General features: G+C 73.0%; 12 protein-coding genes. 7 read left to right on the forward strand and 5 right to left on the reverse strand.

Annotated features, from left to right (window positions below; genetic code table 11):
* Positions 1–4 precede the first annotated feature (4 nt).
* Positions 5–775, forward strand: a complete 771-nt coding sequence (locus PUR53_RS22820; protein WP_329909502.1) for a futalosine hydrolase — start codon at positions 5–7, stop codon at positions 773–775.
* 7 nt (positions 776–782) lie between these two features.
* A complete protein-coding gene (locus PUR53_RS22825; protein WP_329909503.1) occupies positions 783–1,664 on the forward strand; it encodes a 1,4-dihydroxy-6-naphthoate synthase in 882 nt (293 codons plus the stop codon).
* 21 nt (positions 1,665–1,685) lie between these two features.
* Here the strand turns inward: PUR53_RS22825 and PUR53_RS22830 are convergent, their stop codons facing one another.
* On the reverse strand, positions 1,686–2,069 hold the full coding sequence (locus PUR53_RS22830) for a cold-shock protein (protein WP_045556039.1): 384 nt from the start codon (positions 2,067–2,069) through the stop codon (positions 1,686–1,688).
* Between the two features lie 225 nt (positions 2,070–2,294).
* On the opposite strand from PUR53_RS22830, the gene PUR53_RS22835 reads away from it, so the two are divergent.
* A complete protein-coding gene (locus PUR53_RS22835) occupies positions 2,295–2,546 on the forward strand; it encodes a hypothetical protein (protein WP_329899946.1) in 252 nt (83 codons plus the stop codon).
* Here the strand turns inward: PUR53_RS22835 and PUR53_RS22840 are convergent.
* Complete coding sequence (locus PUR53_RS22840; protein WP_329909504.1) at positions 2,543–3,166, reverse strand: HAD family hydrolase; 624 nt, start codon at positions 3,164–3,166, stop codon at positions 2,543–2,545. The genes PUR53_RS22835 and PUR53_RS22840 overlap by 4 nt on opposite strands.
* Positions 3,167–3,391: 225 nt before the next feature.
* Positions 3,392–4,495, reverse strand: coding sequence for a hypothetical protein (locus tag PUR53_RS22845; RefSeq protein WP_329909505.1), 1,104 nt, complete (start codon positions 4,493–4,495; stop codon positions 3,392–3,394).
* 239 nt (positions 4,496–4,734) lie between these two features.
* Between PUR53_RS22845 and PUR53_RS22850 the strand changes: the two genes are divergently transcribed.
* Positions 4,735–7,401: a helicase C-terminal domain-containing protein gene (locus tag PUR53_RS22850; RefSeq protein WP_329909506.1), complete on the forward strand. Its 2,667-nt coding sequence runs from the start codon at positions 4,735–4,737 to the stop codon at positions 7,399–7,401.
* Positions 7,402–7,609: 208 nt separating this feature from the next.
* Positions 7,610–7,786 (forward strand): hypothetical protein, encoded by a 177-nt coding sequence (locus PUR53_RS22855; RefSeq protein WP_329899950.1) that lies wholly within the window; start codon positions 7,610–7,612, stop codon positions 7,784–7,786.
* Here the strand turns inward: PUR53_RS22855 and istB are convergent.
* Positions 7,770–9,203 carry an IS21-like element helper ATPase IstB gene (istB, locus tag PUR53_RS22860; RefSeq protein WP_329909507.1) on the reverse strand — a complete coding sequence of 478 codons (1,434 nt, stop codon included), beginning with the start codon at positions 9,201–9,203 and terminating at the stop codon, positions 7,770–7,772. The two genes, PUR53_RS22855 and istB, sit on opposite strands and share 17 nt — an antisense overlap.
* A 142-nt stretch (positions 9,204–9,345) precedes the next feature.
* On the opposite strand from istB, the gene PUR53_RS22865 reads away from it, so the two are divergent.
* A complete protein-coding gene (locus tag PUR53_RS22865; protein WP_086803921.1) occupies positions 9,346–10,989 on the forward strand; it encodes a DNA repair helicase XPB in 1,644 nt (547 codons plus the stop codon).
* 187 nt (positions 10,990–11,176) lie between these two features.
* Here the strand turns inward: PUR53_RS22865 and PUR53_RS22870 are convergent, their stop codons facing one another.
* On the reverse strand, positions 11,177–11,374 hold the full coding sequence (locus PUR53_RS22870; protein ID WP_329899952.1) for a hypothetical protein: 198 nt from the start codon (positions 11,372–11,374) through the stop codon (positions 11,177–11,179).
* 398 nt (positions 11,375–11,772) lie between these two features.
* Between PUR53_RS22870 and PUR53_RS22875 the strand changes: the two genes are divergently transcribed.
* On the forward strand, positions 11,773–13,737 hold the full coding sequence (locus tag PUR53_RS22875) for a HelD family protein (protein WP_329909585.1): 1,965 nt from the start codon (positions 11,773–11,775) through the stop codon (positions 13,735–13,737).
* Positions 13,738–13,801: the final 64 nt, after the last annotated feature.

Consider the following 13,801-nt stretch of genomic DNA (forward strand, 5'->3'; position numbering starts at 1 on the left):
CGCCATGCGTGTCCTCGTAGCCACCGCCGTCCCGGCCGAACGGGACGCGGTGGCACGAGCGTTTCCGGCCCCGGCGACCGAGACCCGCCTCCCGGCCGCCACCCTCCACCGCTTCCGCCCCACCGCCCACGACCACGCCCACGCCCACGGCCCCGGCACCCTGCCCGCGCCCCCCACCGGCCCGGAGTACGACCTCCTCGCCGCCGGTGTGGGCCCCGCGCTCGCCGCCGCGTCCGTCGCCGGCGCGCTGACGGCGGCGGTTCTGGAGGGCAGGCCGTACGGGCTGGTCGTGTCCGCCGGGATCGCGGGCGGGTTCCTGCCCGAGGCGCCCCTCGGCTCCCTCGTCCTCGCCGACGAGATCACGGCGGCCGATCTCGGCGCCGAGACACCGGACGGCTTCCTCCCGGTCACCGAACTGGGCTTCGGCACCGTCACCCACCGTCCGCCCCCCGCCCTCGTACGCGCCGCGGCGACCGCCACCGGCGCCAGTACCGGCACCGTGCTCACCGTCTCCACGGTCACCGGCAGCGCCGAGCGCGCGCTCGCCCTGCGCGCCCGCCACCCCCGCGCGCTGGCCGAGGCGATGGAGGGCTTCGGAGTCGCCGAGGCCGCCGCCGCGCACACCACGCCCGTCCTGGAACTGCGGGCCGTCTCCAACCCCGTGGGCCCGCGCGACCGCGCCGCCTGGCGGATCGGCGACGCCCTGACCGCACTCACCACGGCCTTCGGGAAGCTGACGCCCGTACTGGAGAGTTGGGACCCATATGAGCCCTGATCCGACCATGAGCCCTGACACGAGCCCCGCGAGCGCCCCCGAGGCGGACAGCACGCTGCGGATGGCGTACTCGCCCTGTCCGAACGACACCTTCGTCTTCGACGCCTGGGCCCACGGCCGAATCCCGGGCGCACCCGCGCTCGACGTGACGTTCGCGGACATCGACATCACCAACGGGATGGCCGAACGCGGCGACCTCGACGTACTGAAGGTGTCGTACGCCGTCCTGCCGTACGTCCTCGACGCGTACGCGCTGCTGCCGTGCGGCGGTGCGCTCGGGCGGGGCTGTGGTCCGCTGGTGCTGACGCGGGAGCCGGGGACGGACCTCACCGGCCGTACGGTGGCCGTGCCGAGCGAGCGGTCGACCGCCTATCTGCTCTTCCGTCTCTGGGCGGCGGACACCCTGCCCGGCGGGGTCGGCGAGATCGTCGTGATGCCGTTCCACGAGATCATGCCGGCCGTACGGGACGGGAAGGTCGACGCCGGACTCGTCATCCACGAGGCCCGTTTCACGTACCGGAACTATGGCCTCCACAAGCTCGCCGACATGGGCGAGCACTGGGAGGAGACGACGGGACTGCCGATCCCGCTCGGCGCGATCATCGCGAAGCGCTCGCTGGGGCGGGAGACCCTGACGGCGCTCGCCGAGACGGTCCGCGCCTCCGTCCGCGCGGCCTGGGACGACCCCGAGGCTTCCCGCCCGTACGTCCTGGAGCACGCCCAGGAGATGGACCCGGCCGTCGCCGACCAGCACATCGGCCTGTACGTCAACGAGTTCACGGCCGACCTCGGCGAGGACGGCTACGCGGCGGTCAGGGGGCTGCTCACCCGCGCGGCGGCCGAGGGACTGGTGCCGCCCCTCGGCCCGGACGCGCTCGAATTCCCTTGAGCGGAACGGAAGTCGGCGGGGTCACACGTCCAACTGGTCGGCCACGGCGCGCAGCAGACCCGCGATCTTCTTGCCGGCGGCACGGTCGGGATAGCGGCCCCGCTCCAGCATCGGCGTGATGTTCTCCAGCAGAGTGGTCAGGTCCTGCACGATCGAGGCCAGCTCGTCGGGCTTCTTGCGCTGGGCGGCGGCCACCGACGGGGCGGGCTCCAGGATCGTCACGGAAAGGGCCTGGTCACCGCGCTGACCCGCGACGACTCCGAACTCGACCTTCTGGCCCGGCTTCAAGGTGTCGACACCGGCGGGCAGTACGGAGGAGTGGACGAAGACGTCACCGCCGTCGTCGCGGGAGAGAAAGCCGAAGCCCTTCTCGCTGTTGAACCATTTGACCTTGCCGGTAGGCACGTCTGTCCTCGTCCTCGTACTCGTCGGAAACTGCGTCTGAAAGGTGTTCGAAGGTGGTCTGAGTGTGCTTCGAGTGTGTTCTGAACGTGTTCTCGGTGTGCGCAAACTGCTCTGGACAGCACTACAGCGGGTCGTCGGACCCGCCGGGACCCAGCCTATTGGTCCGGGGGCGGGTGACAAGACGTCGGCAGACTGTTCCCTCGCGCTGGGAACTACCCTGGTCGGGTGCGTGACAAAACCCAACCGAATTCCGCCGAACCCGGTGACCGACTGATCCGCGTCGGCGGCATCGTCTTCATCGTCGGCGCCGTGGCCACACTCGTCACCGTGGCCCCGCTGTTCCTCGGAACGACTCCGTTCCCCACCTACATGTTCGTCCTGAGCATGCTCATGGGGGTCGGATTCCTCATCGCCGGCGCCGGAGTCCTCCAGTCCGTCGCGGCGGGGCGCAGAAGGGCCCGCGAGGCACGGTTCTAGCCTCGGTGCGCGGCGAGCCACGCGGGGAAGGCCGTCAGGTCCGCGAGGACGACGTCGGCGCCCGCCTCGCGCAGCTCCCGCTCGTCGCAGGGGCCGGTGGCGACGGCGACCGAGTACGCCTCGGCCGTGCGCGCGCCGCGTACGTCGCCGGTGTGGTCGCCGACGTACACGCTCGCGCCGTACTCGCGCAGCGCGTCCGCCTTGGCCTCCGCCCACAGGTCGCCCACGAGGACGTCGGGCTCGATGCCGAGGTGCTCCAGGTGCAGCTTGGCGTTCGGCTCGTACTTGGCGGTGACCACGATGGCCCGGCCCCCGGCGGCCCGGACCGCCGCGATCGCCTCCGGCGCGCCGGGCATCGCGGGGGTCGCCGTGATCGCGATCGCCGGGTACATCTCCCGGTAGAGGTCCGCCACGGCCGGGATCTCGGCGGCCGGGAACCAGTGCGCCAACTCGTCCGCCAAGGGTGGTCCCAGCCGGGTGATCGCGAGATCGGCGTCTATGTACGCCCCCGTCCGCGCGGCCAGCGCCACGTAACAGGCGTGGATCCCCGGCCGCGAATCGATCAACGTCATATCGAGATCGAACCCGACGGTCAGCATGCGAGAACTCATGCGGTCCATTGTGGGGGCCGGGGTGGGGTGCGTTGTCGGGTGCGTGGTCGGGTGCGGGTGCGTGGGGCTTCTCGCGCAGTTCCCCGCGCCCCTAAAAGCATCAGGCCCCTGCGGGCCTGAAAGACCACGGCCCTGCAGGCCTGAAAAGCGCGGGGCGCAGCCCCGGCTTTTCAGGGGCGCGGGGAACTGCGCGAGAAGCCCCACCGGAGCCGCACCCGCCGACGAAACCCCAGCTCACCGAGGCCGCTGCGACCGCCACAACAGATAGAGCGCGGACGCCACGGCCGCGACCCGCAGCACCCACGGCCACGTCTCCGCCAACGCCCCGCTCATCTGCCCCTGGGCAATGGGCTCCCCCCAGCGCCCGTCACTACGCCCCCACAGCCACACCACACCCCCCGCGGCCACCACCCCGGGCAACCCCATCACCGCCCACTTCGACTCCGCGGGCGACAACCTCCGCGAGAGATAGGCGATCAACCACCCCAGCCCCAGCGGCACCAGACTCCCCATCACCGCCCCCGCGACCAGCAGCACGGCCGCCAGCAACAGCAGTGGATTGCTCCACCCCCCACCAGCGGGCCGCAACCGGGGCAACGGCACCCGCCGCCGAGCCGGGGCCCGAACCGCGGCCCCCTCCTCCGCCTCGCCCGCCGAAGCCGCCGCCCCCTGCTCGACGACCGCCCCGCGCTCCCCGCCCTTCGCCCGGTCCTCGGCCTCGTCCCCCTTCACCGGAGGCGGCTTCAGCAGTTCGGGGATCTCCACACCGCCGACGAACCCCGGCACGGAGTCCCCGACCCCGAACCCGATGTCACCGCCGGGCCCCCCGCCCCCGCCGACGCGCCACCAGTCGGGCTGGGCGTCCCCCTCCCCCAGCTCGTGCAGCGGAGCGAGATGCGGCGGAGCGGCACCGCCCACCACCGGCGGCGGCGCGGCATCGGCGGAAGGAGAAGCGGAACGCGGTCGCGGCACGACCCGCCGCAGCCCCCTGGACAGACCCTTGGCCCGCTCCCCGGCCTCCCCAGCGCCCTCGGTGTCCTCGCCGGCCGTGTCCCCGCCCGTCACCCGCTGCACGGGCACGGCGGCCGCCGGCGGCTCCGGTACGTCACCGGGCTCGCCCGCCGCCTCGACGACCTCGTCCGGCGTACCGAGGCGGGCGATGATGCGGCGCACGGCGGCCGGGCTGTCCACCGGCGCCTTGGCCCGCCGCCGGTCGATCTCGTCCCGCAGCCCCGACACCAGACGCATCCGCGTCGACGACGGCAACTGCCGCTGCTGGGCCAGGTCGCCGACCCGGCTCAGATACTCGTAGACGACCTGGTCGCTCTCAATCCCCACGAAGCCCCTCCGGGGTTGGCGCGCGTACTTCCTCCCGACGGTATCGCCTCCGAGCAGGGCCCTCGGGCACGCGGACAGGCAAGGGGCGCAGCCCCTGCTTGTCAGGGGCGCGGGGCTGTGTCGATATGCGGCTCCGCCGCGTGGGCGCGAGCAACCACGAACCACCCGCACCCGCCGACGAAACAGGCGCCCCGAGCCAAGAGGCGCCCCCGCCCCACACAGCCGCTACCGTTGGCCGGATGAGCACCGAGGAGCATGCCCCCACGGAGACGGCACCCGCCGGTGGAGCCCCCCGTTCCCTGGCGGAAGCCCTGCGCGGGCGGGACGACCGTTCGCTCGCCGTGCTGCTCCGGGCGCGGCCGGACCTCATCACGCCCGTGCCCACCGACCTGACCCAGCTGGCGACCCGCGCCGGCACCCGCGCGTCGGTCGTCCGGGCCCTGGAGCGGCTGGACCGGTTCGCCCTGCAGACCGCCCAGGCCCTGGCCGTGGCCGCGGACCCGGCGTCGTACGGCGAACTCGCCTCCCTGCTGGCCGGGGACGACGCGGACCCCGCCGTCACCGCCGCGCTGCCCCGCGCCCTCGGCACCCTGCGCGACCAGGCCCTCGTATGGGGTCCCGAGAACCGGCTGCGTCTCGTCCGCACGGCCCGTGAGCTGCTCGCGCCCTCGCCGCAGCACCCCTCCCCCACCGGTCTCGGCCCGACCGTCGCGGAGGCCACGGCGGGCATGTCGCCGGGGCGGGTCCAGGAGATCGTCGCGGCGGCCGGCCTGCCGAGCACCCATGACTCGGTCTCGGCGGTCACCGCCCTCGCGGCGCTCTTCACCGACCGTCGCCGCATGGCCGCGCTCCTCGCCACCGCGCCCCCCGAGTCGCTCGACGTGCTGACCCGGCTGGTGTGGGGGCCGCCGTACGGCCAGGTCACCGCCAACCCGGCGCCCCATCTGCGCTGGCTGCTGGACCGGGGGCTGCTGCTGCCGACCGCCCCCGGCACGGTCGTCATCCCCCGCGAGGTCGCCCTGCGGCTGCGGGCGGGCCGGGCGCACCGGGAGGTCCAGCCGGTGCCGCCGCCCGTCGAGGCGTCGGGCTCGCACCGTCCACAGGTTGTGGACGCGACGGCGGCCGGGCAGGCGTACACCGCGCTGGCGACCGTGGAGGAGCTGCTGAAGGACTGGGACGAGGGCGGCCCCGGCGTCCTGCGCGCGGGCGGGCTGAGCGTGCGGGACCTCAAACGCACGGCGGTGGCCCTCGACCTGTCCGAGCCGGTCGCCGCCTTCTGGGTCGAACTCGCTTACTCCGCCGGTCTGTTGGCCTCCGACGGCGAGGCCGACGAGCGGTACGCCGCGACGCCCGCGTACGACGAGTGGCTGGAGCTGCCCGCCGCCGAGCGCTGGGCGCGGCTCGCCATGGCCTGGCTGACGGCGACCCGTACGCCGGGCGTGATCGGGGAGCGGGACGCCAAGGACCGGACGTTGTCGGCGCTGGGCCCGGGGCTGGACCGTTCGGCCGCGCCCGAGGTGCGTCACCGGGTGCTCGCCCTGCTCGCCGGGCTCCCCGAGGGCACGTCGGCCACCCCCGACTCCGTCCTGGCCCGCCTCCACTGGGAACGCCCCACGCGCGGCGGCCAGCACCCCCACCAGGCCCCCGCACAGCCCCCGCAGGCGCAACAGCCCCCGCATTCCCCGTCGTCGGCCTCGTCCCCGCCCGCTCGGTCGCGCCAGGGCGAGGACCTACGGGCCCGGATCGCCCGGTGGACCCTCTCCGAGGCCGAGTCGCTCGGGATCACCGGGCGCGGCGCGCTGTCCTCGCACGGCCGCGCGCTCCTCGGGCTCCCCGACGAGGCCCCCGCCACGGCCGAGCTGCCGGAGACCCCCGGCGACAAGCTGCCCGCCCACCACGTGCCCCTGCCGCACCCTCCCGCGTCCACGCCCGCACCCGACCCCGTCGCCGAGCGGGCGGCCGCCGCCTCCCGGGCCGCCCGGCTGCTCGCGCCGCTGCTTCCCGAGCCGCTGGACCACGTCCTGCTCCAGGCGGACCTGACGGCCGTGGCGCCCGGCCCGCTGAAGCGTCCGCTGGCGGACATGCTGGGGGTGCTGGCGGACGTGGAGTCGAAGGGTGGCGCGACGGTGTACCGGTTCACGCCGGGGTCCGTACGCCGGGCGCTCGACGCGGGCCGCAGCGCCTCCGACCTGCATGGCTTCCTGACCGCGCACTCCCGCACGCCGGTCCCGCAGCCGCTCGCGTATCTGATCGACGACGTCGCCCGGCGCCACGGCCATCTGCGGATCGGCGCGGCGTCGGCGTACGTCCGCTGCGACGACGACGCGATGCTCAGTGAGATCCTCGCCGACAAGCGGTCGCAGGGCCTCGGGCTGCGGCGGCTCGCGCCGACGGTCCTCGCCGCCCAGGCCGACCCGGCGACGCTCCTCGACGGGCTGCGGGGGATGGGGTACGCGCCGGCCGCCGAGTCGGCGGAGGGCGATGTGCTGATCACCCGGGCGCACGCCCGCCGCACCCCGCCCCGGACGGCCCCCGAGCCCGTCCCGGACGGTCCCCCGGCGCCGGACGACACCCTGCTCGGCGCCGCGATCCGCGCCATCCGCGCCGGTGACCTCGCCTCCACGACGCCCCGCCGGACGCCCGACGGTCCGGCCACCCCGCCGGGCGCGCTGCCCCGCACCGGCTCCGCCGAGACCCTCGCGACGATGCAGGCCGCCGTCCTCACCGGCGAGGCCCTCTGGATCGGCTACGTCAACGCCGAGGGCTCCGCCAGTCAGCGTGTCATCGCCCCGGTCCGTGTCGAGGGCGGCTTCGTGACGGCGTACGACCACACGGCGGACGAGGTTCGCACCTTCCCGCTCCACCGGATCACGGGCGTCGCGGAACTGGCGGACGACGCGACCTGACCCGCCGGGTCCGGGGCGACGCCGTTGATCAAACCGCCTCCCGGAGATCACCCGTTCGGGCGTACGCCGGCTTTCATGCAGGCCACGCCCGGTTTTCCCCCGCACGGGCGAGCGCGGGTCGCCCGGCGCATCGACCCTCGTGCTGCCGGGCAGCCACCCTGTGTCCGATCGAGATCGACTCCTGCGCTCGAAAGGCCCACACGTACGCATGCGCCCTCTCTCCGCACTGCTCTCCGCAGCCGCCGTCGCCGTCGTCCTGGTGGGCGCCCTCGCCGCCCCGGCCGCCGCGAACCCGCCCCTGCCCCTCCCCGAACTCGGCACCCTCGTCGGCGACAGCATCACCCTGGAAGGACCCCTGATCCAGAACGTCAGCCTGCTGAAGTAACCCTGCGCAGGCGGTAGCTGTCGCCTTCGAGGAGGACGATCTCGGCGTGGTGCGCGAGGCGGTCGACCATCGCCGGGGCGGCCCCGCCGAAGATCTCCTCCCAGCGGCCGAGCGGGCGGTCACTGGTCACGATCAGTGAGCCCCGCTCGTAGCGGTGCGCGATCAGCTGGAAGAGGAGCCGGGCGGTGTCCGTGTCGAAGGGGAGGTAGCCGACCTCGTCGACGATCAGCAGGGGGCACGCGTCGAGCGCGGACAGTTCCTCGGCGAGCCGGCCCTCGGCCCGTGCCCCGGCCAGCCGTGCGGCCCACTCCGTGGCCGTGGCGAACAGCACCCGGTGCCCGGCCTGGCAGGCCCGTACGCCGAGCCCGATCGCCAGATGCGTCTTGCCGGTGCCGGGGGCGCCGACGAACACCACGTTCCGCCCGGTGTCGACGAAGTCCAGCGTGCCCAGCCGGGCCAGCAGCCGCCGGTCGAAGGAGCGCGGGTGCCCCTCGTCGAACTCCTCCAGCAGCTTCCGCGCCGGGAACCCGGCCGCCCGCACCCGCCCCTCGACCCCGGCCCCGACACCGCCTCCTGCCTCGGCCGTGTACGGCGCGCGCCGGGTCTCGTACTGCACCAGCCGGGTCCCGCCCCGCGTGAACCGGGTCTCGTACCTCTCGCGGTTGTCACTCCTCTCGCGGTTCTCGTACCGCTCGCGGTTCTCGTACGACGTCGCCTGCGCCGGGATCGGCAGCGGGGTCCGGAACACCACGGGGGCGGCGGTCACCGTCGGCTCGCTGCGTTCCGTCGGTTCGGCCGGCCCGTGCGGGCCCTTCGGCGGCTTCGGGTCGTCGGACGGGGCGTGGTGGGAGCCGTGGCCCTTGTCCTCGCGCAGCATCGGCCCCGACATGTACGCCAGGAGGACCGCCGAGGCGATGAAGGCCATGTGGATCACCGTGCCCCACAGCAGCGCGTGGTGGGAGGTGTGGTGGACGTCCACGAACATCTGGAGCAGATGCACCGAGGAGATGCCCACGATGGCGGTGGCGAGCTTGACCTTCAGCACGTTGGAGTTGACGTGCGAGAGCCATTCGGGCTGGTCACGGTGGCCCTGGAGGCCGATGCGGGAGACGAACGTCTCATAGCCGCCGACGATGGTCATGATCAGCAGGTTGGCGATCATGACGACGTCGACCAGTTTGAGGACCGCGAGCATCACATAGGTCTCGGTGGCGCTCCCGCTCACACACCGGACGATTAACGTCCACAGCTCGTTGAAGAACTTGTAGACGTACACCCCCTGCGCCGCCACCAGACCGAAGTACAGCGGCGCCTGGAGCCAGCGCGTGGCGAAGAGGGCGTAGCCGAGCGTGGTGCCCTGGGGGGAGACGGACGGGGTGACCGGGTCGGCGGCGTTTGCCGGGGTGGGTGGCTGCACGGTTCGCATTCTTCGGAACCGCCGCCGCAAATCTGAATTCCAGCCACTCATCGGAATGAATAGACATCCAATAGGACTGGAGGCCTGTCAGGGGGAACGATCAGGCACACTGGACGTTTGGCCGAATCGAAAGGTGTCGCGCGTGAACGGTCCCCTCATCGTCCAGTCCGACAAGACACTGCTCCTGGAAGTCGACCACGAGCAGGCGGACGAGTGCCGTCGGGCCATCGCGCCCTTCGCCGAGCTGGAGCGGGCGCCCGAGCACATCCACACCTACCGGGTGACACCGCTCGGGCTGTGGAACGCGCGCGCCGCCGGTCACGACGCCGAGCAGGTCGTGGACGCGCTGGTGCAGTACAGCCGCTACCCGGTGCCGCACGCGCTGCTGGTGGACGTCGCCGAGACGATGGACCGCTACGGCCGCCTCACCCTCTCCAAGCACCCCACCCACGGTCTGGTGCTGACCACCACCGACCGGCCGGTGCTGGAGGAGATCCTGCGGTCGAAGAAGGTCGCTCCGCTCGTCGGGGCCCGGATCGACCCGGACACCGTCGCCGTGCACCCCTCCGAGCGCGGGCAGATCAAGCAGACGCTGCTGAAGCTGGGCTGGCCCGCCGAGGACCTCGCCGGGTACGTGGACGGCGAGGCGCACCCGATCGAGCTGGCCGAGGACGGCTGGGCGCTGCGGCCCTACCAGAAGCAGGCCGTGGAGAACTTCTGGCACGGCGGCAGCGGCGTCGTCGTCCTGCCCTGCGGGGCCGGGAAGACCCTCGTCGGGGCCGGGTCCATGGCCCAGGCCAAGTCGACGACCCTCATCCTCGTCACCAACACCGTCTCCGCGCGGCAGTGGAAGCACGAGTTGGTGAAGCGGACCTCGCTGACCGAGGAGGAGATCGGGGAGTACAGCGGGACCCGCAAGGAGATCCGCCCGGTCACCATCGCCACCTACCAGGTGCTGACGACCCGGCGGAAGGGCGTCTATCCGCACCTGGAGCTGTTCGACTCCCGTGACTGGGGCCTCATCGTCTACGACGAGGTGCACCTGCTGCCCGCGCCGGTCTTCAAGTTCACCGCCGACCTCCAGGCCCGGCGGCGGCTGGGGCTGACGGCCACGCTCGTCCGGGAGGACGGGCGCGAGTCGGACGTGTTCTCGCTGATCGGGCCCAAGCGGTTCGACGCGCCCTGGAAGGAGATCGAGGCGCAGGGCTACATCGCGCCCGCCGACTGTGTCGAGGTCCGGGTGAACCTGACCGACTCGGAGCGGCTCGCCTACGCCACCGCCGAGCAGGAGGAGAAGTACCGCTTCTGTTCCACCACCGCGACCAAGCGGAAGGTGGCCGAGGCGATCGTCCGCCGTTTCGCGGGGCAGCAGATCCTCGTCATCGGGCAGTACATCGACCAGCTCGACGAGCTGGGCGCCCACCTGGACGCGCCGGTGATCAAGGGCGAGACCAGCAACGCGCAGCGCGAGAAGCTGTTCGACGCGTTCCGGCAGGGCGAGATCAACGTCCTCGTGGTGTCGAAGGTCGCGAACTTCTCCATCGACCTGCCCGAGGCCACCGTCGCCATCCAGGTCTCCGGCACCTTCGGCTCACGCCAGGAGGAGGCGCAGCGCCTCGGCCGGGTCCTGCGCCCGAAGGCCGACGGCCACCAGGCGCACTTCTACTCCGTGGTCGCCCGCGACACCATCGACCAGGACTTCGCCGCGCACCGCCAGCGCTTCCTGGCCGAACAGGGCTACGCCTACCGGATCATGGACGCGGACGAACTCCTGTCGGAGGGCTGAGGCCACAACCGGTCACCGGTGACCGCCGCCGGTCACCGGTTAAGTCCAGGCAGGGGCGCCGAGGACGGAGGCCGCCTTGAGTGCGGGCAGCGGGAATCACGTCGTCGGGCCCTGGAGGCGGGCGGTGAAGGGCGGTTGAGGCGTCGAAGCAGGGGTGATCAGCGGGTCACGCACGGGGACCCGGGGATCACCGGCGGCGTACGCCCGCTTCCTCCGCGTACTCGCCGAGGATGACGACGCCGAAGGCCGCGCTCGCGAAGACCTTGACGGCGCGCAGGGCGTCGCCGAGACGGTGACGGGGGTGGTGGTCGTCGAGGCCGGTCGCGCCGGGCGGCGGACCGGGTCGGCCGGAGGCCGAGGCTGGGATGAAGGTCGCTGCACTCATGTCTCCATGGTGGAACGTCCGGCTGTGGAACGCGTCGGTCTGCGGGGTGAGTGCGCTGAGCCCTCGGCTCCCCCTCAGGTTCAACCCTCCCGTAGTACCGGCGTCGTACGGACCCCCTAGGGGTACGGCGGACAGGACCGGAAAAAATCCGTTGGCCTTCGCCCCCTCCCCTCACCTACACTCTCCGCTCTTGCCCGCCTCCCGTCCGTGGAGCGCCGCCGCCCGGACGGAAACCGGGCGGTCACCGCCGTCAGGCGTACCCCCAGCTCCCGTAGGCCCCCGGAGGCACCCCCTTGTCCGCGCAGCCCACCGCCGACCCCGCCGCCCCCACCGAGCCGGCCGACCCCCTCTCCCGCGAACGCTCCCATCTCACCGCCTCCCGTGCCGCGCTGCGGGCCATGCGGGAGGACGTGCAGGCGCTGGACATCAGGGACGTCACCGCGAACTGGGTGAACGCGGAGGTGCTGGCCCGCCAGATCGGGGAGCGGATCAAGGCCCTCGCGGACCTGAGCCACACCCCGCTCTTCTTCGGCCGCCTCGACTATCTGCACGCGCCCGGCGCGGATCGGGCCGAGGGGGCGGAGGGGGAGCGCTTCTACATCGGGCGCCGGCATGTGCACGACGCGGACGGCGACCCGATGGTCATCGACTGGCGCGCCCCGGTCTCGCAGCCGTTCTACCGGGCGTCGAAGACCGACCCCCTGGACGTCGGCCTGCGGCGCCGCTTCGGGTACACCGGCGGCGACCTCACCGCGTACGAGGACGAGCACCTCTCCGACCCCGCCGAGGCGGCGGCCACCAGCAAGCTGCTCCAGCAGGAGATCGAGCGTCCGCGTGTCGGCCCGATGCGGGACATCGTGGCGACGATCCAGCCGGAGCAGGACGAGATCGTCCGCTCGGATCTGTCCGGCAGCCTCTGCGTCCAGGGCGGCCCCGGCACCGGGAAGACCGCCGTCGGCCTGCACCGGGTCGCCTACCTCCTCTACGCCCACCGCGAGCGCCTGTCCCGCACCGGCACCCTCGTCATCGGCCCGAACCGCTCCTTCCTCCACTACATCGAGCAGGTCCTGCCCGCGCTGGGCGAGCTGGAGGTCAAGCAGGCGACCGTCGACGACCTCGTCGGCCATGTCGAGGTGCGGGGCGCGGACGACGCGGCGGCGGCCGTCGTCAAGGGCGACGCCCGCATGGCCGAGGTGCTCCGCCGGGCCGTACGGTCGCACGTCACGCTGCCCACCGAGCCCGTCGTGGTCGTCCGGGGTTCACGGCGCTGGCGGGTGCCGGCGTACGAACTCGAAGGCATCGTGCGGGAGTTGTTGGACCGGGACATCCGCTACGGGGCCGCGCGGGACGCCCTGCCGCAGCGGATCGCGCACGCCGTGCTGGTGCAGATGGAGCGGGCGGGCGAGGCGCCCGACGACCGGGTGCAGGACGCGGTGGCGCGCAACGCGGCCGTGAAGGCGGCCGTCAAGGCCATCTGGCCGCCCGTCGAGCCCGCGAAGCTCGTGATGCGCCTCCTCTCCGACGCCGACTTCCTCGCCGAGCACGCGGACGGGCTCCTGACCGAGGAGGAGCGGAAGACGATCCTGTGGGCGAAGCCGGCGCGGAGCGTGAAGTCGGTGAAGTGGTCGGCAGCCGACGCCGTGCTGATCGACGAGACCACGGACCTGGTGCAGCGCACGCATTCCCTCGGCCATGTCGTGCTCGACGAGGCGCAGGACCTCTCCCCCATGCAGTACCGGGCGGTGGGCCGCCGCTGCACCACCGGTTCCGCGACGGTCCTCGGCGACCTCGCGCAGGGCACGACCCCCTGGGCGACGCGGAGTTGGGAGGAGGCGCTGACGCACCTCGGCAAGGCGGAAGCCCATGTGGAGGAGCTGACGGCCGGTTTCCGCGTCCCGACCGACGTCATCACGTACGCCTCACGGCTCCTGCCGCACATCGCGCCCGGCCTGACGCCGGTCGCGTCCGTCCGGGAGAACCCGGGCTTCTTCGACGTACGGCCGAGTGCCGACGATGCCCAAGTGGTGGCTGCCTGCGAGGAGTTGCTCCGCAACGAGGGGTCGGTCGGCCTCATCGCCGCCGACGCCCGTGTCCCCGCGCTCGCCGAGGCGCTGACGGCGGCGGGGATCACCTATCTGGCGCCCGGCGAGGAGACGACGCACGAGACCCGCCTCACCCTCGTCCCGGCCTCACTCGCCAAAGGCCTCGAGTACGACTACGTGGTGCTGGACGAGCCGCAGGCCGTCGTCGACGGCGAGCCCGACGAACGGACCGGCCTGCGCCGTCTGTACGTGGCCCTCACCCGAGCGGTCTCGGGCCTGATCGTCACCCACACGGCACCCCTGCCGCCGCAACTGGCCTAGCCGCGGGGGCGCCCGCGGCCGTACGGGAACGCGAGACGGCCCCCGGCGACCGAGGTCGCCGGGG

This window comes from Streptomyces sp. SP18BB07 (assembly GCF_036322545.1).
Lineage (GTDB): Bacteria > Actinomycetota > Actinomycetes > Streptomycetales > Streptomycetaceae > Streptomyces > Streptomyces deccanensis.